The organism is Hydrogenoanaerobacterium saccharovorans, assembly GCF_003814745.1.
GTDB lineage: Bacteria > Bacillota > Clostridia > Oscillospirales > Ruminococcaceae > Hydrogenoanaerobacterium > Hydrogenoanaerobacterium saccharovorans.
In genome coordinates this window covers 1,676,658-1,697,914 of the sequence record NZ_RKRD01000001.1, presented here as the reverse complement: position 1 = coordinate 1,697,914, position 21,257 = coordinate 1,676,658, and the positions used below count along the sequence as shown (strand labels likewise).

Here is a 21,257-nt window from a genome sequence, read left to right as displayed (position 1 = left end):
TTGCATGACGGAGGATTGGCATGGGCACACATAAAATCAATGTGTTGTTGGCAGAGGACAATCTTGACATGTGCGATGTCCTCAAAAATTATTTTCAGCTGACAAACGATATTGCTGTTTGCGGTATAACACATGATGGAGAAGATGCTTTGCTGCAAATTCGGCAGTGTTTGCCGGATGTTGTGCTGCTTGATTTAGTTATGCCCAAAATGGACGGCATATCCGTACTGGAAGAACTTCAAGCCAATCCTCTTAAAAAGCAGCCGCTGCTGCTTGTTGCCTCTGCAATCGGGCAAGAGAAAATCACTGCAAAGGCACTCGAATTGGGCGCGAGCTATTATATGATTAAGCCTTATGTACTGGAAGATTTACATCGGCGTATTTTGCTTTTGGCAGAAGATTTGAAACCGGAATCGCCAGGAAGGAGAAGATTATCTGAACATGATGACATCCCGCTGATTTCCAAAGAGGTAATGAGCCTAGGTGTGCCCACAAATTTACTTGGTTATCAGTATATGGTGTCTGCATTACGCATTATTATGGGGCAGAATCGGCCATGCCCCATAGCAAAGCAGGTATACGCAACCATTGCGGATGAAAATAATACAACCTTGGAATGTGTTGAAAGTGCAATACGCAAAACAATTAACCGAATTTACCAAGTACATAACGATAATTTTTGTTCAGTCATGCAGTTGGATGTTACAGGACAAAATAAAAAGCCCTCTAACGGCAGGTTCTTAACACTGCTGGCAGAAAAAATAAAACTGCAAAAAAGTCTGATGCAAGAGAGGGCAAAGTTGTGAGTGATGTTTTGAAATGCCTAAACTTGAGCAAAGAAAAGGTATACCAATATGCACAGCAAATAAATAGAATGGGCAGTTGGGTGTATTGGTGCGATACAGAGCAGGGTTGGTGGTCGGATGAGGTGTTCGAAATCTACGGCAGACCGCAGTCCGCCGAGTTTTCAAAAGAACTGTTTTTGTCTCGTATTCATCCTGAAGACTATAAAACATTTATGGAGACTTGGCAAAAAGCACTCGAGGGTACTCCGTTTCAGATTGTGCATCGTATCGATGTAAACGGTGAAACACTTTGGCTTGAGGAAAAAGGCGAGCCTGTTGACGATTTTGTAACAGGGCAAAAATTTATTGTGGGTACAGTGCAAGATATTACCGGTATAAAAAAGCAACAAGAATATCGGCAAAGCAAACAGCTTGAATTTCAAACAATAGTACGCGGTATATCCAATCAAAAAGAGATTGAAGAAAATAACCATCTGCAGAGTTCATTCTCTATGGATAAACTTAAGCTAGAGTTTATTTCAGGTCTAACACATGAGTTTAAAACTCCTATTCACATGATTCTTTCTTCTTTGCAAATTCTTACTTTAAAAATGTCAATGGAAGATCAAGAACACTATATCAATTATTACAAAAAATTTTGCGATTATATTGAACATAATGCTTATAAAATATTGCGTTTAACTACGAATCTGCTCAATTCTACTAAGATAGAAAACGGTTTTTTGGAGCTTAATTTTGAAGTTTGTGATTTCAAATTACTGATTGAAGAATGTGTAAACTCCGCGGATATTTATGCTGCCGCCAAAGGAATAAAAATCAATATTTTGTCTTATATCAAAGCGGGACAAAACATTTACTGTGATCGTGACAAAATTGACTGCATTATGCTTAACCTGTTGTCAAATGCAATTAAGTATACGAATAATGGCGGTAAAATTGACGTAATACTTACCGAGAATGAGCAGAATTTGGTTGTAGAAGTAAGCGATAACGGAAGCGGTATCAGTAAAGAATTGCTGCCCCATATTTTTGAAAAATATCGTACAGCAAAATCAAGGCTAATCAAAAACTGTGATGGTGGAGGACTTGGCCTTTGCATTACAAAAGCATTGGTAGAACTGCACGGCGGCAAGATTACTGCGCACAGTATAGAAAAAGAGGGAAGCACCTTTCGGTTTACGCTACCAAAAACTTATAAAAATTGTGCACCGCGCGGAGAATACATTGCGAAAAACAGTAAAAATTCAACACATCGGGCTCTCGTAAAAATGGAGATGTCTGATTTGAAAGAATACAATTAAAAAAGGACGGAATTTATTCCGCCCTTTTTTGCTTATACAGCGATTAGTTTTTTAGATGTAAAACAACAGTTTGCTATAGGTGGGGTAGGGCCAGCAATCTTCACTGCACAGGGCCTCCAATTCATCTGCCACAGCTCGCAGTTCCTGCATCGAAGTAAAAATCACATCTCTGTAATAATCCGCAAGTTCTTTCAAGTCTTTTTCATGCTCTTTAGCTGCAAGCAGTTCTGTATCCAAACGAGAAGTTTTTTTGTAAAGGCACGCGGCAAGGTTGGAAAGGCGATTTACCAGCGATTCTTCCGGCTCACAGCAGCTAAGCGAAAGCAAAGTTTTCTTTTCAATGGCAGCTTTACACAGTTTTCCACTGTATTTCAGTACTGCTGGAAGAATTTGCTTTTTCACCATATCAACCATCGTTAGCGCTTCAATATTGATGGTTTTGCAGTAGCTTTCCATCAATATTTCATAACGTGAATGCATCTCTGTGGATGTAAATATTTTGTGTTTGGTAAAAAGCTCTATGTTCTTATCCGAAACAAAGTAGGGCAATGCGTCAGGAGTAGATTTAAGGTTGAGCAGCCCTCTCTTTTTTGCCTCGGCAACCCATTCTTCCGAGTAGTTGTTGCCGTTAAAAATGATGCGCTTATGTTCTGTATAGGTGTTTTTCACCAGTTGGTTGAGGGCGGACGTAAAGTCGTCTGAGCTCTCCAATTGGTCGGCAAATTGGCTAAGAACCTCAGCAACGATGGTGTTTAGTATGATGTTCGGGCCGGAAACCGAGAATGTAGAACCGGGCATACGGAATTCAAACTTGTTGCCGGTAAAAGCAAACGGAGAGGTTCGGTTACGGTCCGTGGTGTCTTTGGCGATACGCGGCAAGGTATGAACACCCAGCTTCATTACCACAGCATCTTTTTTGTTATAGCTGCTTCCAGTTTCGATTGATTCTAAAATTTCGCAAAGTTCCTCGCCCAAAAACATCGAAACAATTGCCGGAGGTGCTTCGTTTGCGCCTAGCCTGTGGTCGTTGCCTGCATTGGCGACAGATACACGAAGCAAATCCTGATACTCATCCACTGCTTTGATAACTGCGGATAAAAACAAAAGAAACTGTGCATTTTCGCAAGGGGAGTCACCCGGCTCCAACAGATTGATTCCTGTATCGGTAGAAATCGACCAGTTGTTGTGCTTACCGCTGCCGTTTACGCCTGCAAATGGTTTTTCGTGCAGCAAGCAGGTTAGCCCGTGGCGTACTGCAACTTTTTTCATCATTTCCATCGTCAGCTGGTTGTGGTCGGTAGCAGTGTTTGTATTGCTGAAAATAGGTGCCAACTCGTGTTGAGCAGGAGCTACCTCGTTGTGCTTTGTTTTCGCCAAAACACCGAGCTTCCACAATTCCTCGTCCAAATCTTTCATATAATCCAGTACGCGGGTTTTAATTGCACCAAAATAATGGTCTTCAAGCTCCTGCCCTTTTGGAGGTTTGGCACCAAACAGCGTTCTTCCGCAAAAAACAAGGTCTTTACGTTGCTCATACAGTGCTTTATCAATTAAAAAATATTCCTGTTCTGGGCCCACTGTTGTAATAACACGCGATGCAGTGGTGTCGCCAAACAATTTTAAAATGCGCAGTGCTTGCTTGTTAATAGCCTCCATAGAGCGAAGCAGAGGCGTCTTTTTATCTAAAACTTCGCCGGAGTAGGAGTAAAATACCGTTGGGATGCACAGTGTATTATCTTTAATAAATGCATATGCGGTAGGGTCCCACGCGGTGTACCCTCTCGCTTCAAACGTTGCCCTCAAACCGCCGGAGGGGAAACTGGATGCATCCGGTTCACCGCGAACCAGTTCTTTGCCCGAAAACTCCATAATTACTTCGCCGTTGGCAGTGGGTGAAATAAAACTATCATGCTTTTCGGCGGTAATGCCCGTCATAGGTTGAAACCAATGCGTAAAATGAGTTACGCCTTTTTCAACAGCCCAATCTTTCATAGCATTTGCTACTATATTTGCAATAGATAGATCAAGACTTTTACCATTCATCATTGTTTTTTTCAAAGCCTTGTATGTTTCTTTGGGCAGACGCTCTTTCATAACGTGGTCGTTGAATACCATAGTTGCGAACATTTCGGGTACACGGGTTGTTGCACTCATATAAATCCTCCTTTAAAACACTGCACATAAAAAGGCGCCGTAGGTTACACACCTACAGCGCCTTTGCTGCTATGGTTTGCATTATAATATGCTCCGTTCAATTTGTCAAGCATAATTTTTGATAGTTTTGCAGGAGGTAACTTAAATTAAATCAAATAGAGGATAAATTAAACAAAAAATTTAGTTTTGAAATACAATTTTGCAGGAAAAATTAAAATAATTGCAAACAGCTTGACACAAAGCATTCAAATTCATATAATAAATGTAGTGAACAAAGGCGTTCATGAAAAGGTAGAACCCAGTGCGGTTTTACCTTTTCATGAGCGCCTTTTTTATTATTTCGTTAAGCGGGCGTGCCCGCACACAGGGAGGGGCACTTATGTTAAAAAAAGAAGGTCAAATCAGGATACCATCGGGCTGTGCGATTTCTGGCATTTTTGCCAAAGACGGCAAACGGCTTTGCGGTGATGCAATCGTAAAATCCATTGCAACGATGCATGACCGCAGCAACGGTTTAGGCGGTGGTTTTGCAGGCTATGGTATCTATCCCGAATATAAAGATTTATATGCATTTCATGTTTTTTATGATGATATTAATGCAAGAGAACAATGTGGGCGGTTTTTGGAAAAACGCTTTGATGTTGTAAATCTTTCTAAAATTCCCATTAAAAAAACACCTAAAATAACAAATGAACCTCTTATTTGGCGTTACTTTGTTACCCCTTTACAAACAAAACTTGCCGATTCACAGTTGGATGAGCGGGAATATGTGGCTCGCTGTGTAATTCGCATCAACACTGAAATAGACGGTGCCTATGTTTTTTCCAGCGGTAAAAATATGGGCGTGTTCAAAGCGGTGGGCTTTCCTGAAGATGTCGGCGAGTTTTACCGTTTGGATGAATACGAGGGCTATTGTTGGACGGCACACGGACGTTACCCAACCAATACTCCCGGATGGTGGGGCGGTGCTCATCCGTTTGCTATGCTGGATTATTCCATCGTGCACAACGGCGAAATATCCTCCTACGATGCAAACCGCCGTTACATTGAAATGTTCGGCTATAAGTGTACCTTGCTTACCGATACCGAAGTTATCACCTACATCATCGATTACCTTAACAGGCGCAAGGGGCTTACTCTTGAGGAAATTGCCAGTGTTGTGGCCGCACCTTTTTGGAACACCATCGAGCAAAAACCTGCCGCAGAGCGCGAAAAACTCACTTATCTGCGCACTGTGTTTTCCAGCCTGCTCATCACAGGTCCTTTTAGTATTTTGCTTGGGTTTGATGGCGGACTGATGGCACTGAACGACAGGTTGAAGCTACGTTCTATGGTCGTGGGCGAAAAAGACCAAATGGTTTATATTGCAAGCGAAGAATGTGCTATCCGTGCAATTGAGCCAAATCCCCACAAAATTTGGTCTCCTAAGGGCGGAGAGCCGGTTATTATTACACTAAACGGAGGTGTGCGGTAATGTCAATTGATTTTCTTTACCCTGAATACGAAGTTGTGCGTAACCCCCAGCGTTGCATTACCTGCCGTGTTTGTGAGCGTCAATGTGCCAATGAGGTACACAGCTACGATAAAGAACTGAACCAAATGCTCAGCGATGAAAGCAAATGCGTAAACTGCCACCGCTGTGTTGCACTTTGCCCAACAAGGGCATTAAAGATAGTAAAAACAGACCATACTTTTAAAGAGAGTTCTAACTGGCCGAACGGCACGATTGGCGAAATTTATCGTCAGGCAGGCAGCGGTGGTGTGTTGCTTTCTTCTATGGGCAACCCCAAAGATTACCCTGTTTACTGGGATAAAATTCTCATTAATGCGTCACAGGTCACTAATCCATCCATTGACCCGCTGCGTGAGCCGATGGAAACCAAGGTGTTTCTCGGCAAGCGCCCCGATTTAATAGAGCGTGATGAAAATGGCAATTTAAAAAACAACCTCGCCCCCCATTTGCAACTCAAAGTGCCTATCATGTTCGGTGCAATGTCCTATGGTTCTATCAGTTATAACGCGCATGAGAGTTTAGCACGTGCTGCAACAAAGCTCGGTACTTTTTACAACACCGGTGAGGGCGGGCTGCACCAAGATTTTTACCAATACGGTGCAAACACTATCGTTCAAGTTGCATCAGGGCGCTTTGGTGTCCACAAGAATTATTTACAGGCGGGTGCAGCAATCGAAATCAAAATGGGTCAGGGTGCTAAACCGGGTATCGGTGGTCATCTTCCCGGCGCAAAAATTGTAAGTGATGTTTCTCGTACCCGTATGATTCCCGAAGGCAGTGATGCTATTTCGCCCGCACCGCATCACGATATCTACTCCATTGAAGATTTAAGACAGCTTGTCTATTCTTTAAAAGAGGCTACCGCTTATACCAAGCCGGTCAGCGTTAAGATTGCGGCGGTACACAATGTTGCAGCAATTGCAAGCGGTATTGCACGCAGCGGTGCAGATATTATTGTAATAGACGGCTTCCGCGGCGGAACAGGAGCAGCACCTACCCGCATCCGCGATAACGTGGGTATCCCCATTGAACTTGCACTTGCAGCGGTAGACCAAAGGTTGCGCGATGAAGGCATCCGCGATAACGTATCCATTGTGGCAAGCGGCAGTATCCGCAGCAGCTCCGATATTGTCAAGGCAGTTGCGCTTGGTGCAGATGCGGTATATATCGGTACAGCGGCTCTGCTAGCTTTGGGGTGCCACCTGTGCAGAAGCTGCCAGCTTGGCAAATGCAATTGGGGCATTGCAACACAGCGCGCAGAGTTGGTAAAACGGCTCAATCCTGATATTGGCAGCGAGCGCCTTGTCAACCTTGTTACCGCGTGGGACCACGAAATTAAAGAGATGATGGGCGGCATGGGCATCAACTCCATCGACGCGCTCAAGGGCAACCGTTTAATGTTGCGCGGTATAGGTTTGAATCAAAAAGAACTGGACATATTAGGTATTATGCATGCAGGTGAATAATGACATGTAAAAAGAGCTTTTTTGTTAAAAATTTGTTGTGCGATTGTATTTCAGCAATAAAAAACAAGCAGCGGTTTTGCACCGTAAAGGAGAATAAAATTATGCTAACTTCTATTGTAGGCATCAACTGGGGCGACGAGGGAAAAGGGCGTATGGTAGATTTGCTCAGCGCCGACTATGATATCGTTGTGCGTTATCAGGGCGGCAACAACGCAGGGCATACCGTCATCAACCATCTGGGCAAATTTGTACTGAATTTGCTGCCGTCCGGCATTTTGCGTCCCGAAGTTGTCAACGTAATGGGCAACGGTATGGTGATTGATCTTGAGCACCTTTGCGGTGAGATGAAACGCCTTACCGATGCAGGCGTAAAAATTACTCCTCAAAACCTTAAAATCAGCGATAAAGCGGTTATTTGCATGCCTTACCATAAGCTATTGGATTGCCTGGAGGAAGACCGTTTGGGGGATGCAAAGTTCGGTTCTACCCGCCGCGGCATTTCGCCTGTATACAGCGATAAATATATGAAAAAAGCCATCCGTATGGGCGATTTGCTTGAGCCGGAGGCACTCAAAAAGCACCTTAAGGGCATTATTGAATGGAAAAACCTCACCATCGAGGGCGTTTACCATGCTGAGGCTGTTAAATTTGATACTATTTGGAACTGGCTTTGCACCTACGGTATGCCAATGGTTGATTATATCTGTGATGCGGGGCTGTACCTTGATAACGCCGAGCAGACAGGCAAAAAAATCTTGTTTGAAGCACAACTCGGCGCACTGCGAGACATTGATTTCGGTATCTACCCGTATACTTCGGCATCTTCTACCATTGCGGCATATGCACCGATTGGGGCAGGTATCCCCAACCGCAAGCTGCACAACACCATTGGCATTATGAAGGCGTATTCTTCTTGTGTAGGCGAAGGCCCGTTCACTTGTGAAATGTTTGGTGAAGAAGCTGAAAAACTGCGCGAGGCAGGCGGTGAGTATGGGGCAGCAACCGGCAGACCACGCCGTGTCGGCCCGTTTGATGTAGTTGCATCTAAATACGGTGTACGCGTGCAGGGGGCGGATGTACTGGCACTTACAAAAATGGATGTTCTCAGCTACCTTGAAAAAATCCCCGTTTGCATTGGATATGAGGTAAAAGGAGCATTTACCGAAAAATTCCCCGTTGGTGCAAAACTTGATTCGGCACAGCCTGTGATTGAATATGTAGACGGTTGGAACTGTGACATCAGCGGCTGTAAAACGGTTGAAGATTTGCCTAAGGCTGCACTGGATTATGTGCGTTATATCGAAAATCTGGTGGAGTGCAAAATCAAATATGTATCGGTTGGTGCAGAACGCGAACAATATATTACGTTGTAAGGTGGGGGATAGATGAAACGAATATTTGTTAATGAAAAGTGGTGCCTTGGCTGTCACCTTTGCGAATACTATTGTGCGTTTGCAAATTCGGGAGAAGCCAATATGGCAAAGGCACTCAAAGATATTGTTATCAATCCGCGCATTCAAATTGAAGAGCAGCAGGGGATAAGCTTTGCTGTTTCCTGCCGTCATTGCAAAGAGCCGATGTGCGTAAAAAGCTGCATTACAGGCTCGCTTAAAATAGAAGACGGTGTAATTACGTTTGACAAAGAACGCTGTGTGGGTTGTTATACATGCATCCTTACCTGTCCGTTTGGCGCCGTTGTTCCATCCAACGATGGGGTGATTCAAAAATGCGAACTATGTATGAATAATACAAACGGTTCGCCCGCCTGTGTTGCAGGCTGCCCCAACAAAGCAATTGTTTACGAAGAGAGGTGTGAGGTATGAAGTACGTTATCATTGGCAACTCTACGGCTGCAGTGGGTTGTATCGAGGGGCTTCGTCAGATTGATAAAACCTCGCCCATTGCCGTTGTTTCTGTTGAAAAATATCACACCTATTCCCGCCCGCTAATTTCTTATCTTCTCGCAGGCAAAACAACCGAACGTAAAATGAAATACCGTCCCGAAAGCTTTTATAAAGATAATGGCTGTAAATTGATAGCAGGCAAGTCTGTAATAAAAATAGAACCTGATAAAAAAGCAATTACCCTCAGCGACGGTAAAAGTCTTGGCTATGACAAGCTCCTTTTTGCAGCAGGTTCCACACCTTTTGTACCGCCCATCAAAGGGCTGGACGAAGTAACCCATAAATATACCTTTATGTCGCTGGATGATGCCAAAGCGCTTGAGCAGGCGATAGCCAAAGACTGCCGTGTGCTCATACTGGGTGCAGGGCTGATAGGGCTGAAATGCGCCGAAGGTATCAACAAAAAAGTGCAAAGTGTTACTGTGATAGATATGGCACAGCACATTCTGCCCAGCATTTTGGACGCGGCGGGTGCCGAGGTTGTAAAAAGCCATATTGAGAAGAAGGGTATTCGTTTTGTTTTGTCTGATTCTGTACAGGAATTTCAAGGTAATTCTGCTGTTTTGGCAATCGGAAAGACTTTGGATTTCGACCTGCTGGTGATTGCGGTTGGTGTGCGCCCAAACATTCATCTGTTAAAAGAAATCGGTGCAAAAACGGTTAGAGGTATTGTTACCGATTGCTACGGTCAAACCTCTTTGCCCAGCATTTATGCTGCCGGCGATTGCACCGAATCCGTTGATGTTTCAACAGGAGAAAACCGTGTGCTGGCTCTTTTGCCCAACGCTTACATACAGGGCGAATGTGCGGGTATACATATGGCGGGCGGTAATAAACCATACGACAAAGCAATTCCTATGAACGCCATCGGCTTTTTCGGGCTGCATGTGCTCACAGCGGGCAGCTACGACGGCGAAGAGTATATCACGAAAAGCGCGGGAGTTTACAAACGCATTGTTGTTAAAGACAATCACCTTGTCGGTTTTATTCTTATCGGCGATGGGGCAAGGGCAGGCATTTATACCCACTTAATTAAAGACAGAATTCCGCTGGATACAGTGGATTTTGAACTGATTAAAGACAAACCGCAGTTGATAGCGTTTTCGCAAAGCGCGCGCAGCAAGATGTTAGGAGGTGTGGCACGATGAAAATCAACGCAAGTGAAATGCATTTTCAGACGCTCAATCAAACCATTCGAAATTGCGATAGCAGCGATATTGAAATAGATAATTGCATGGGGCAGCGGTACATAGCCAGTGGGCTGTCGGGTAAAAGAATTACGATAAATGGCACACCGGGCAATGCACTGGGTGCCTATATGGATGGCAGCAGCGTTGTAATAAACGGCAATGCGCAGGATGCAACCGGTGATACCATGAATGATGGAGAAATTTGTATTCACGGTTCGGCAGGCGATGCCACAGGCTATGCGATGCGTGGCGGCAGAATTTTAGTGCAGGGCAACACCGGGTATCGTGCGGGCATTCACATGAAAGCCTATCAAGATAAAATCCCTGTTCTGGTAGTGGGGGGCGTTGCAGGCAGCTTTCTCGGTGAGTATCAAGCAGGCGGCATCATTATTGTGCTGGGGCTGGGTGCAAACGGCAAAGCACCCATCGGCGATTTTTACGGTACAGGTATGCATGGCGGCAAGATATTTCTCTGTTGTGATGAAACACCCACAGGGCTGCCAAAGCAGGTGAGTGCTCAAGTTGCAACCACTGAGGATATGGAAGAAATCAGCCCGCACCTAAAAGCGTTTTGCGATAAATTCGCCGAAGATTATCATAAAATTTTACAAAAAAAGTTTTATATTTTAACCCCTGACACAAAAAATCCTTACAAACAGCTTTATACGAAAAACTGATTGTTGTATAATAATTTTATTAGATATTAAGCCGTTAAAATAGCGCTTAGGAGGTACCGTTATGAACTGTACAATGGCAGAGGTATTGCAATTTGTAAAGGAAAATGATGTTAAATTCATCCGCCTTGCATTTTGTGATATTTTTGGCACACAAAAAAATATATCGATTATGCCCGCTGAATTACCGCGTGCATTTGAAAGTGGTATCTCCTTTGATGCATCTGCAATACATGGATTTATGAATGTGGAGGAATCCGACCTGTTTTTGGTTCCGGATCCCGCCACTCTTTCCATTTTACCGTGGCGCCCCACCCAAGGGCGTGTGGTGCGAATGTTCTGCGACATCAAACGCCCCGATGGTACAAGCTTCGAAGGGGATACACGCAATCTACTGCGTTTGGCTGTAAAAAAAGCCGAAAATATGGGATGCCAGTGTAAAATCGGCGCAGAATGTGAGTTCTACCTGTTTGAACTGGATGAAACGGGAGAACCGACACTCGTTCCACATGACCGTGCGGGCTATTTTGATATGGCACCACTGGACAAAGGAGAAAATGTACGCCGCGAAATTTGCCTCACTCTTGAGGAGATGGGCATCCAGCCCGAAAGTTCACACCACGAGCAGGGCCCCGGGCAAAACGAAATTGATTTTCGTTACAGCGATGCCCTTTCTGCGGCAGATAACCTTACGACATTTAAATGGGTGGTAAAAACTACGGCGGCAAGAAATGGCCTGCATGCTTCGTTTTTACCAAAACCGCTTGCGCATAAGAGCGGGAGCGGGCTTCACGTGAACATGTCTCTTACAAAAAACGGTATCAACCTGTTTGACCAAACGGGTTTTGAACATAATAAAGAGGTTGAATCGTTTATGCAGGGTATTCTGGATAGAATCCCGGAAATGACCGCATTTTTTAACCCAATCGTAAATTCTTACAAGCGTTTTGGCAGTTTTGAAGCTCCTAAGTACATCACTTGGTCGCATCAAAATCGATCACAGCTTGTGCGCATTCCCGCTGCAAAAGGTGAATACAGCCGTATGGAACTCCGTTCGCCCGACCCGGCATGCAACCCGTTTACAGCCTTTGCTTTGCTTATATTTGCGGGGCTGGAGGGGATAGAACAGCACAAAACATTGTGCGCCCCTGCCGATTTTAACCTTTTTGCTGCATCCCCGCAGCAGCTTGAGGGCATCGCAACCATTCCTCAAAGCCTTGAACAAGCACTCGATATTGCACAAAGCAGTGGATTTATTAAAAGTATCTTTTCAGAGAATACATTGGAAAAATATTTGGCTGCGAAACATACCGAATGCGAAAGTTATGCTGCTGCACAGAATAAAGAGCAGTTTGAACTTGAACATTATTTTATGAAGTATTAGCACAAGTTAAGGAGGACAGGGGTGAGGACAGTATGGGTAGCGTGTTGATTGTGTCGGGCGCAAGCAAGGGCAGCCAGATATTAGCCCAACTTTGCTGTGCCAACTCATGTGAACATGTTGTTATGGCAGAAAGCGGCGCACAGGCGCGCAGGCTGCTTATTGACAACAGCTACGACTTGGTTATCATCAACACACCTCTGCACGATGAGTTCGGGCAGGAACTTGCGCTGAACCTCACAACTTCCAGTACCTCGGGTATTATCCTTATAGTAAAAAGCGAGCTTGCCGATACCGTATCCGCCAAGGTAGAAGATTACGGTGTATTTGTAGTGCCCAAGCCGATCAACCGTCAACTTTTTTACCAGTCGTTTAAACTGGTTGCTGCGGCAAGAAAGCGGCTGATGGGGTTAAAAAACGAAAACATTAAATTACAAAATAAAATTGAGGAAATACGCCTTGTAGACAGGGCAAAATATACGCTGATTCAATACCTTAAAATGACAGAGCCTCAGGCACATCGTTACATAGAAAAACAAGCGATGGATATGCGGCTTACGCGGCGCGAAATTGCCGAGGAAATACTAAAAACATACGAAAGTTAATTCATATTAAGAGGTGATAAAATGCATAACATCTATTTGATTTTAGAAAACGGCAAGGTGTTTAAAGGCGGTGCTTTTGGCGCTTATGATGAGGTGACGGGTGAAATTGTATTTACTACAGGTGTCGCGGGATATCTCGAAACACTTACCGACCCCAGTTATTACGGTCAAATGGTGGTACAGACGTTTCCTCTCGTCGGCAATTACGGTGTTATCCCAGCCGATTTTGAGAGCGATACCCCCGCACTAAAGGCTTATATTGTACGAGAATGGTGCCAGGAACCCTCCAACTTCCGTAGTGAGGGTACTCTTGACACCTTTTTAAAAGCCCACGGCATTGTGGGGCTTTGCGGTGTTGATACCCGCGAGCTCACCAAGATTATTCGTGAGCATGGGGTGATGGGTGCACGCATTGTACATTCTCTCGACCATCTGTCTGATGAGATTGAGCTTGTAAAGCAGTATCGTATTGAAGATGCGGTTGCTGCCGTAAGCTGCAAGAAAATCACCTGCGAACAGCCTGCACAATGCATAAATAAGGTTGTTTTGTGGGATTTTGGCGCCAAGGCGAACATTAAGCGCGAATTGCTCAAGCGAGGTTGTGAAGTGATTTGTGTACCATACAACACGAGCGCAGAAGAAATTCTATCCTATCAACCCGATGGCATCATGCTTTCCAACGGCCCGGGCGACCCTGCCGAAAATAGCGGTGTCATTCATGAAATCAAGCATCTTTGCAAAGCGAACATTCCCATCTTCGGTATCTGTTTGGGGCACCAACTGCTGGCTCTTGCGCAGGGCGCATCCACACGCAAAATGAAATACGGGCACCGCGGTGCAAATCAACCTGTCAAATATATTAAAACTGGCAAAGTGTATATCTCCAGCCAAAACCACGGCTATGCGGTGCGCGCCGAAAGTTTACCGCAGCATGCGCACGAAAGCTTTGTGAATGCAAACGACGGAAGTTGTGAGGGCGTGGAGTATGACAATATGCCCGCGTTTTCGGTACAATTCCACCCCGAAGCATGCGCTGGCCCGCAGGATACCGCTTTTTTGTTTGACCGCTTTATTGAGGTTATGAACATGAATAAAGGAGCAGAAAAACAATGATACTCAAATTTACAAAAATGCATGGCTGCGCCAATGATTATATCTATTTAAGTTGTTTTGGGCAGGAAGTTCCGCACCCCGAAAAATTAAGCATTGTACTGTCTGACCGGCACCGCAGCATAGGCGGAGACGGGATTGTGCTTATTTGCCCGTCGGCAGTGGCAGATGCGAAAATGCGTATGTTTAACATCGATGGCAGTGAGGGCAAAATGTGCGGCAATGCCATCCGTTGTGTTGGCAAATTTTTATATGACAAAGGAATTATACAAAAAACAGAAATCAATATTGAAACACTGAGCGGAATCAAACTTTTAAAGCTGCATGTGATGAACAAGAAAGTGGACTTGGTTACAGTAGATATGGGAAAAGCAGAACTACTGCCGGAACGTATACCTGTTGTGTATAACGGCAACCGTATTGTAAATGAACCGGTTATTGTTAACGGAGAAATTTATCACATAACCTGTGTATCTATGGGCAACCCGCATTGCGTTGTTTTTTGTAATAATCCCGATGAAATTCAGCTTGAAACAATCGGCAGGCAGTTTGAGCAGCTCTCCATCTTCCCTGACCGTGTCAATACTGAATTTATTTCTGTCATCGACAGTACCACATTAAAAATGCGGGTGTGGGAGCGGGGAAGCGGAGAAACGCTGGCGTGCGGAACCGGTGCATGTGCCGCAGTGGTTGCGGCAGTTTTAAACGGATATTGCAGCAAAGATACCGATATTACAGTTCGGCTAAAAGGCGGCGATTTAACTATAAAATATACCGATGAAGCTGTTTATATGACAGGTAATGCCCACATTGCTTTTGAAGGAGAGGTAACAGTATGACAAAATATATATTTGTAACAGGCGGTGTTGTTTCGGGGCTGGGCAAGGGGATAACAGCGGCTTCGCTGGGCAGATTGCTGAAAGCACGCGGACTTACCATTGCGGCACAAAAGCTCGACCCATACATCAACGTTGACCCCGGTACGATGAGCCCTTACCAGCATGGTGAAGTGTTTGTCACCGATGACGGAGCAGAAACCGACTTAGACCTAGGCCACTATGAAAGATTTATTGATGAAAATTTAAATCAGTATTCCAATTTGACTACCGGTAAGGTATACTGGAATGTGCTTACAAAAGAGCGTGGCGGTGAGTATCTTGGCGAGACAGTGCAGGTAATACCGCACATCACCAACGAAATAAAAAGCTTCATCTATTCCGTTGGCACAAAAACCAACGCAGACGTGGTTATCACTGAAATCGGCGGTACTACCGGAGATATTGAAAGCCAACCTTTTCTTGAAGCCATTCGGCAGGTGGGGCATGATGTGGGGCGTAAAAATTGCCTTTTTATCCATGTTACACTGGTGCCGTATATTACAAGTTCGGGCGAACATAAAACAAAACCAACCCAACACTCGGTAAAAGAGCTTCAGTCCTTCGGTATCCAGCCGGATATCATCATTACACGGTGCGATGAGCCGATTGATGAAGAAATTCGCCGTAAAATTGCATTGTTTTGCAATGTGGAACCCGATTGCGTTATCGAAAATCGTACTTTGCCGGTGCTGTACCAATGCCCAATAATGCTGGAGGAAAACGGCTTGGCAAATATTGTATGCCGCGAACTTGCGCTGAGCTGTGCGCCATGTGACCTTGCCGAGTGGCAGCAAATGCTTAACCGCATTGAACATGCGGCAGGTACGGTGAAAATTGCGTTGGTGGGCAAATATGTTAAACTTCATGATGCTTATTTGTCTGTAGCGGAATCACTTTACCATGCTGGCTATGAAAATGGCACAAGGGTTGAAATTGACTGGGTGGATTCTGAGTTTATCGACGAAAGTAATGTTGATGAACTGTTGGGCAATGCCCAGGGCATTATAGTACCCGGCGGATTTGGTGACCGTGGTATTGAGGGGATGATTTGTGCTGCAGCCTATGCCAGAACACGCCATATCCCGTATTTTGGCATCTGCCTTGGTATGCAGATTGCAGTGATTGAATATGCTAGAAACGTATTGGGTTGGCAAGATGCAAATTCCAGCGAATTTGACCAGTGTACTCAGCACCCCGTTATAGACCTGATGCCTGACCAGCAAGGGAATCTGCCCAAAGGCGGTACAATGCGTTTGGGTGCATATCCTTGCAAAATTAAACCCGATACCCTTATGGAAAAAGCGTACGGTAAGCTCGAAATATCCGAGCGTCACCGCCACCGCTATGAGTTTAACAATCAATTTCGCAGTGATTTTACCGCATGGGGGCTTACCTTTTGTGGTACTTCACCTGACGAACGCCTTGTTGAAGCGGTGGAGCTTTCAGACCATCGTTTTCACCTTGGGGTACAGTATCACCCCGAATTTAAAAGCCGCCCCAATCGTGCGCATCCTCTGTTTCGTGAGTTTATTGCGGCGGCACAAAAAAATAAAATTAATTTGACATTTACAGGAGGCTTGCTATGTGTGGAATAATCGGCTTTGCCGGAAAAAGAGACTGTGTAAAAGTGCTACTCAGCGGCTTGGAGGCTTTGGAATATCGCGGGTACGATTCAGCCGGTGTTGCTGTTCTAAACGGTAAAATACTGGAAGTACGCAAGGCAATCGGACGTCTTACCAACCTCAAATCGGAGCTGAAACGTGACCCTGTGGGTGGAAGTATTGGCATTGGCCATACACGTTGGGCAACACATGGCGAGCCGAATGCAATAAATTCACACCCGCACACCGACGCAAAAAATAAAGTAGCCGTGGTTCATAACGGTATTATCGAAAATTATGTCGAACTAAAGACACAACTGATGGAAAAGGGCATTACGTTCCGCTCACAAACCGATACAGAAGTTGTGGCACAGCTGCTGGGTTATTACAATACAGGTGATATGCTGCAAACAATGCAAAAAGTGCTGCCCATGTTGCGAGGCTCATTTGCGCTGGGCGTTGTGGCAACCGATGCACCGAACACCCTGTACTGTGTTCGCAGTGGTAATCCGCTCATTATAGGTAAGGGTGATGATGCAAACTACATTGCGAGCGATGCTTCAGCCCTGCTTACCTATACTCGAGATATTTATGTGCCTGATGATTTTGAAATTGCTGTAATCACTGCGGATAATATCACTTTTTACGATAAAAACGGTCAGCCTACCGAAAAGCAAACAACACATATCGATTGGAGTACCAGTTCTGCACAAAAGAACGGTTTTGACCACTTTATGCTCAAAGAAATTTTTGAGCAGCCGCGCGTCATTGCCGATACCTTGAACCACTATATTGATGCAGATACGCTCACACTTCGCCGCGACCGCATGCCTTTTACCAGAAAACAAGCAGTTTTACTGCGCCAGCTTACCATTGTAGCTTGTGGTACTGCTTATCACGCGGGTATGATGGGTAAAGCCCTGATACAGCAACTTGCAAAAGTTCGTGTAGATACCGAAATTGCAAGTGAATACCGCTACAGCGAAATGCTTAACACCGAAAACGAAGTGGTTATTGCGGTTAGCCAGTCGGGCGAAACTGCCGACACCGTGGCTGCTGTACGCAAAGCGCGCAAAAATGGGCAGCGCGTTATTGCACTTTGCAATGTCATTGGAAGTACCATTGCCCGCGAAACAGACGCGGTGCTTTATACTCTGGCAGGTCCCGAAATAGCGGTGGCATCCACCAAAGCGTACAGCACACAAATGCTGCTGTTCGAGCTCATTGCCCTTGACCTCGCCAATCTGCGCGGAGAACTTAGCGATGAGGATTTAAAACGGCATCTCACCGAACTTTTACAAATCCCCGCTAAAATGGAACAAATTTTGGCACAAAAAGAGACGGTGAAAGCATTTGCACAGTCTCAGTGCAAGTGCAACGATGTATTCTTTATCGGTAGATTGATGGATTATTACAGCTCTTTAGAGGCAGCCCTCAAGCTGAAAGAAATATCTTATCTCCACAGCGAAGCCTATGCGGCAGGTGAACTCAAGCATGGTACCATTGCCATGATTGATGACGCAACGCTTGTAGTTGCCATTGCAACGCAAGAATCAATTTTAGAAAAAACAATGAGCAACGTGCAAGAGGTACGTGCGCGCGGTGCAAAATTACTGCTGCTTACAAACTACCCGTTTGAACCTCCTGTAGGTGCAGAGCTATGGAATATTCCCCATACATTCGATGAATTTGCGCCCATGCTCACCATTGTTTATTTGCAGCTGTTCGCCTATTATATGGCACTGCAAAAGGGCTGCGATATTGATAAACCGCGTAACCTTGCCAAGAGTGTAACTGTGGAATAGAAGAAAAAATATAGAGAGGTTCCACTTATGAAGATTAATAAAAATTATCTGAATTTACAAGACAGCTACCTTTTTTCAACAATTGCTAAAAAAGTAGCACAATATCAAGAAGCAAACCCCGATAAAAAGCCCATTCGCCTTGGTATAGGGGACGTTACCCTTCCGCTTGCACCCGCCGTGGTTGCAGCGATGCAGGCTGCGGTTGCGCAAATGAGCTGTAAAGCTACTTTTCGCGGTTACGGCCCCGAACAGGGATACGATTTTCTGCGTGAAGCCATTGCAGGTTATTATGCATCGCATGGCGTTGCGGTAGATGCGGGCGATGTATTTGTCAGCGACGGCGCGAAGAGTGATTTGGGTAACATCCTTGGCCTTTTTGACGTAGACAATACGGTTTTGATTCCGGACCCTGTCTACCCTGTGTACGTTGATACTAACGTGATGGCGGGGCGCAAAATTTTGTATATGGATGCTAACGCCGAAAACTGCTTTTTACCCTTGCCGGAGGATAATGTAAAAGCAGATATTATTTATCTTTGTTCGCCGAACAACCCCACCGGTGCGGTTTACAACCACGAGCAGTTGGGGGCATGGGTGGATTATGCGCTCAAAAACAACGCGGTGATTCTGTTTGACGCCGCGTACGAAGCTTTTGTTCAAGATCAAACCCTGCCGCGCAGTATCTATGAGATTGACGGTGCAAAACAATGTGCCATCGAGTTTTGCTCATTCTCGAAAACGGCAGGTTTTACGGGTACACGCTGCGGATACACCATTGTACCGTCTGAACTTATTTTTGAAGATGTGCAGCTTCGCAAATTTTGGCTTCGCCGCCAAACCACCAAGTTTAATGGCGTGCCTTACATTGTTCAGTGCGGTGCGCAGGCTGTGTTTAGCGAGGCAGGTCAGCGCCAAATAAAAGCGAATATTGCGGTGTATCAAGAGAATGCAAAAATCATTGCCGATGCCCTTAAAGAAATGAATGTTTGGTTTACAGGCGGCGAAAATTCGCCGTACATCTGGCTTAAATGCCCAAGCGGAATGACTTCTTGGGAGTTTTTTGATAAACTGCTCAACGAGTGCAGCGTTGTGGGTACGCCCGGAAGCGGCTTTGGCGAAAACGGCGAGGGGTTCTTCCGTTTAACTGCATTTGGCGACAAAGCGGCTACTGAAATAGCCATGAAACGATTAAAAAGTTTATTCAAATAAAATAAAAAGACCTTCCGTGGACAGAACCAATAAAAATAGTGGAAAGGTCAAGAAAAACTGGATACAAAGTTAGGCACTTAAGAATTTTGAATTTCAAACTGCAGAGGAGCTCAATTGCAGGGGGCTCAGCCAGCTTAGAGAAGAATGAATCCGTTTGGTGTTGCAATAAGTTTCAATATACTTGAAAATATCCAGCCGAGCTTGTTGGGGCTTGCCATAATTGGCACCCTCAACGTGCTCTTTTTTAATGTGCGGTAAAAAGATTTCATTACTGCATTGTCGTAAGGATTTCCTTTCCGGCTCGTACTTTGCCAACAGCCCTACCAAAGCAGCAGCGCTTGGTACTCAGTTTATTATACCGTAAAGTGTTGTCATTCCATACAGTCATTGGAGAGGGACTATAAAAGCTGCTTATTACAAGGATATTAACTTTATGTGGAACCACGCACAATAAGATTTCCTGGAATTTCAATTTCGCTGGGGACGGGCTGTCTTTGAAAAACGGCATTTAACATTAAGAAAAGACCGGCTGCCACGTCTGCTTGTGAAAAAGATATGGTGGAAATTGGGACTACGCTAGTCTGTGTTTGTTCAATATTATCAATGCCAATGATTTTCAAATCATGGGGGACAGATCGTTTCAATTGCAGTGCGGCATTTAGTGCACCTAGCGCCATCATATCATTAGATGCAAAAATACCATCAATCGAGGGGTCTTTACTGAGAGCTGAAAAAGCAAGGTTGTAACCACTTTCGTAACTCCAATCGCCGTACAAAATATTATTAGGTTTAATCGTAAAACCGTGAGTTAACATAGCACGCTTATAGCCATCCAGTCTACGTTTTGCATTATGATAATCTTTAACGCCGGTAATATGACAAATGTTTTTACAATTTCGAGATATTAAATGGCTTGTAGCAATATAGGCACCACCAATATCATCTAAATTAACTCTAGGAAAAAGGGAAGATTCGTTGCAGCACAAAACAGAAGGAATATTTAATTCATGTGCAGATTTTAGGAGAAATTTATTCACATCACTTACCCATATAATGCCGATTACACTATTTGAATAAAGCCACTGTGGCACACTTTCGTTAATTGCTCTAGCCTTTGTAAAAATCAGGCTTTTATTCTGAACGGCACATAGCTTCTCCATATGGGCGCAAATTTCCATATGATACGGTTGCGGGCCACGTTCGCCCTCCGAGTCTGGCATCGCATATACAATAGTATTCGCTTCTTTTTCTACATTAGCTTCATGTGCGGTAGAAGAAAATATCACCTTATTGCCTGCACCCTGCATTTTTTTAATATATTTTTGGTCTGCTAAAAGGGATAAAGCTTTGCGTAAAGTTGGACGCTCTACTTTATATAGTTCACTTAATATTCGCTCTGGCGGTAAAAACGAATCAGCCAAATACTGTCCTGAAATAATTTTATTGCGCAGGTCTTGGAAAATTGACTGATACATAGGATTTTTATTTTTTTCAGCCATAGTGCAATCACCTCCAAATTGGTTTAACCAATTTATAATAAAACTATATACCAATTTGCATAGAATGTAAAGCAATTTGAAGAATAAAACAGTTTTAGAATGTGCATAAATACGAAACTGTTTATAAAACATTGACTTTCTCACGGCAAATTTGTAACATT

General features: G+C 44.5%; 18 protein-coding genes. 15 read left to right on the top strand and 3 right to left on the bottom strand.

The window, feature by feature from the left end; translation table 11 throughout:
* Window positions 1-20 precede the first annotated feature (20 nt).
* Entirely contained in the window at window positions 21-806 is a 786-nt protein-coding gene (locus EDD70_RS07950) for a response regulator (RefSeq protein WP_092751263.1), read from the top strand.
* Window positions 803-2,107 (top strand): PAS domain-containing sensor histidine kinase, encoded by a 1,305-nt coding sequence (locus EDD70_RS07945; RefSeq protein WP_092751266.1) that lies wholly within the window; start codon window positions 803-805, stop codon window positions 2,105-2,107. The genes EDD70_RS07950 and EDD70_RS07945 overlap by 4 nt, the downstream gene beginning before the upstream one ends.
* A 51-nt stretch (window positions 2,108-2,158) precedes the next feature.
* Here the strand turns inward: EDD70_RS07945 and EDD70_RS07940 are convergent, their stop codons facing one another.
* Window positions 2,159-4,261 carry a glutamine synthetase III family protein gene (locus EDD70_RS07940; protein WP_092751268.1) on the bottom strand — a complete coding sequence of 701 codons (2,103 nt, stop codon included), beginning with the start codon at window positions 4,259-4,261 and terminating at the stop codon, window positions 2,159-2,161.
* A 379-nt stretch (window positions 4,262-4,640) separates the two neighbouring features.
* Between EDD70_RS07940 and EDD70_RS07935 the strand changes: the two genes are divergently transcribed.
* From EDD70_RS07935 to EDD70_RS07875, 13 genes are all read left to right on the top strand, one after another.
* Complete coding sequence (locus tag EDD70_RS07935) at window positions 4,641-5,735, top strand: class II glutamine amidotransferase (protein ID WP_092751271.1); 1,095 nt, start codon at window positions 4,641-4,643, stop codon at window positions 5,733-5,735.
* Window positions 5,735-7,240 (top strand): glutamate synthase-related protein, encoded by a 1,506-nt coding sequence (locus EDD70_RS07930; RefSeq protein WP_092751273.1) that lies wholly within the window; start codon window positions 5,735-5,737, stop codon window positions 7,238-7,240. The genes EDD70_RS07935 and EDD70_RS07930 overlap by 1 nt, the downstream gene beginning before the upstream one ends.
* A 101-nt stretch (window positions 7,241-7,341) precedes the next feature.
* A complete protein-coding gene (locus EDD70_RS07925; RefSeq protein WP_092754434.1) occupies window positions 7,342-8,613 on the top strand; it encodes an adenylosuccinate synthase in 1,272 nt (423 codons plus the stop codon).
* Window positions 8,614-8,625: 12 nt separating this feature from the next.
* On the top strand, window positions 8,626-9,063 hold the full coding sequence (locus EDD70_RS07920; protein ID WP_092751275.1) for a 4Fe-4S dicluster domain-containing protein: 438 nt from the start codon (window positions 8,626-8,628) through the stop codon (window positions 9,061-9,063).
* On the top strand, window positions 9,060-10,292 hold the full coding sequence (locus tag EDD70_RS07915) for an NAD(P)/FAD-dependent oxidoreductase (protein WP_092751277.1): 1,233 nt from the start codon (window positions 9,060-9,062) through the stop codon (window positions 10,290-10,292). The genes EDD70_RS07920 and EDD70_RS07915 overlap by 4 nt, the downstream gene beginning before the upstream one ends.
* The gene (locus tag EDD70_RS07910; protein ID WP_092751279.1) at window positions 10,289-11,011 is read left to right on the top strand and encodes a GltB/FmdC/FwdC-like GXGXG domain-containing protein; all 723 of its coding nucleotides are present in this window, start codon (window positions 10,289-10,291) and stop codon (window positions 11,009-11,011) included. The genes EDD70_RS07915 and EDD70_RS07910 overlap by 4 nt, the downstream gene beginning before the upstream one ends.
* A gap of 61 nt (window positions 11,012-11,072) precedes the next feature.
* A complete protein-coding gene (locus EDD70_RS07905) occupies window positions 11,073-12,392 on the top strand; it encodes a glutamine synthetase family protein (RefSeq protein WP_092751281.1) in 1,320 nt (439 codons plus the stop codon).
* Window positions 12,393-12,424: 32 nt separating this feature from the next.
* Window positions 12,425-12,994 carry an ANTAR domain-containing response regulator gene (locus EDD70_RS07900; protein WP_092751283.1) on the top strand — a complete coding sequence of 190 codons (570 nt, stop codon included), beginning with the start codon at window positions 12,425-12,427 and terminating at the stop codon, window positions 12,992-12,994.
* Window positions 12,995-13,015: 21 nt separating this feature from the next.
* Window positions 13,016-14,107 (top strand): carbamoyl phosphate synthase small subunit, encoded by a 1,092-nt coding sequence (locus tag EDD70_RS07895; RefSeq protein ID WP_092751285.1) that lies wholly within the window; start codon window positions 13,016-13,018, stop codon window positions 14,105-14,107.
* Window positions 14,104-14,943 carry a diaminopimelate epimerase gene (gene dapF, locus EDD70_RS07890; RefSeq protein WP_092751287.1) on the top strand — a complete coding sequence of 280 codons (840 nt, stop codon included), beginning with the start codon at window positions 14,104-14,106 and terminating at the stop codon, window positions 14,941-14,943. The genes EDD70_RS07895 and dapF overlap by 4 nt, the downstream gene beginning before the upstream one ends.
* Entirely contained in the window at window positions 14,940-16,577 is a 1,638-nt protein-coding gene (locus tag EDD70_RS07885; RefSeq protein WP_092751289.1) for a CTP synthase, read from the top strand. Before dapF ends, EDD70_RS07885 begins: the two co-directional genes overlap by 4 nt.
* Window positions 16,565-18,388: a glutamine--fructose-6-phosphate transaminase (isomerizing) gene (glmS, locus tag EDD70_RS07880; protein WP_092751291.1), complete on the top strand. Its 1,824-nt coding sequence runs from the start codon at window positions 16,565-16,567 to the stop codon at window positions 18,386-18,388. The genes EDD70_RS07885 and glmS overlap by 13 nt, the downstream gene beginning before the upstream one ends.
* Before the next feature lie 27 nt (window positions 18,389-18,415).
* Window positions 18,416-19,597 carry an LL-diaminopimelate aminotransferase gene (locus EDD70_RS07875; RefSeq protein ID WP_092751293.1) on the top strand — a complete coding sequence of 394 codons (1,182 nt, stop codon included), beginning with the start codon at window positions 18,416-18,418 and terminating at the stop codon, window positions 19,595-19,597.
* Between the two features lie 93 nt (window positions 19,598-19,690).
* On the opposite strand, the gene EDD70_RS07870 is transcribed toward EDD70_RS07875, so the two are convergent.
* Together EDD70_RS07870 and EDD70_RS07865 are read right to left on the bottom strand one after the other, a co-directional pair.
* Entirely contained in the window at window positions 19,691-19,912 is a 222-nt protein-coding gene (locus EDD70_RS07870) for an IS3 family transposase (RefSeq protein ID WP_162840768.1), read from the bottom strand.
* 116 nt (window positions 19,913-20,028) lie between these two features.
* A complete protein-coding gene (locus EDD70_RS07865) occupies window positions 20,029-21,096 on the bottom strand; it encodes a substrate-binding domain-containing protein (RefSeq protein ID WP_162840769.1) in 1,068 nt (355 codons plus the stop codon).
* Window positions 21,097-21,257: the final 161 nt, after the last annotated feature.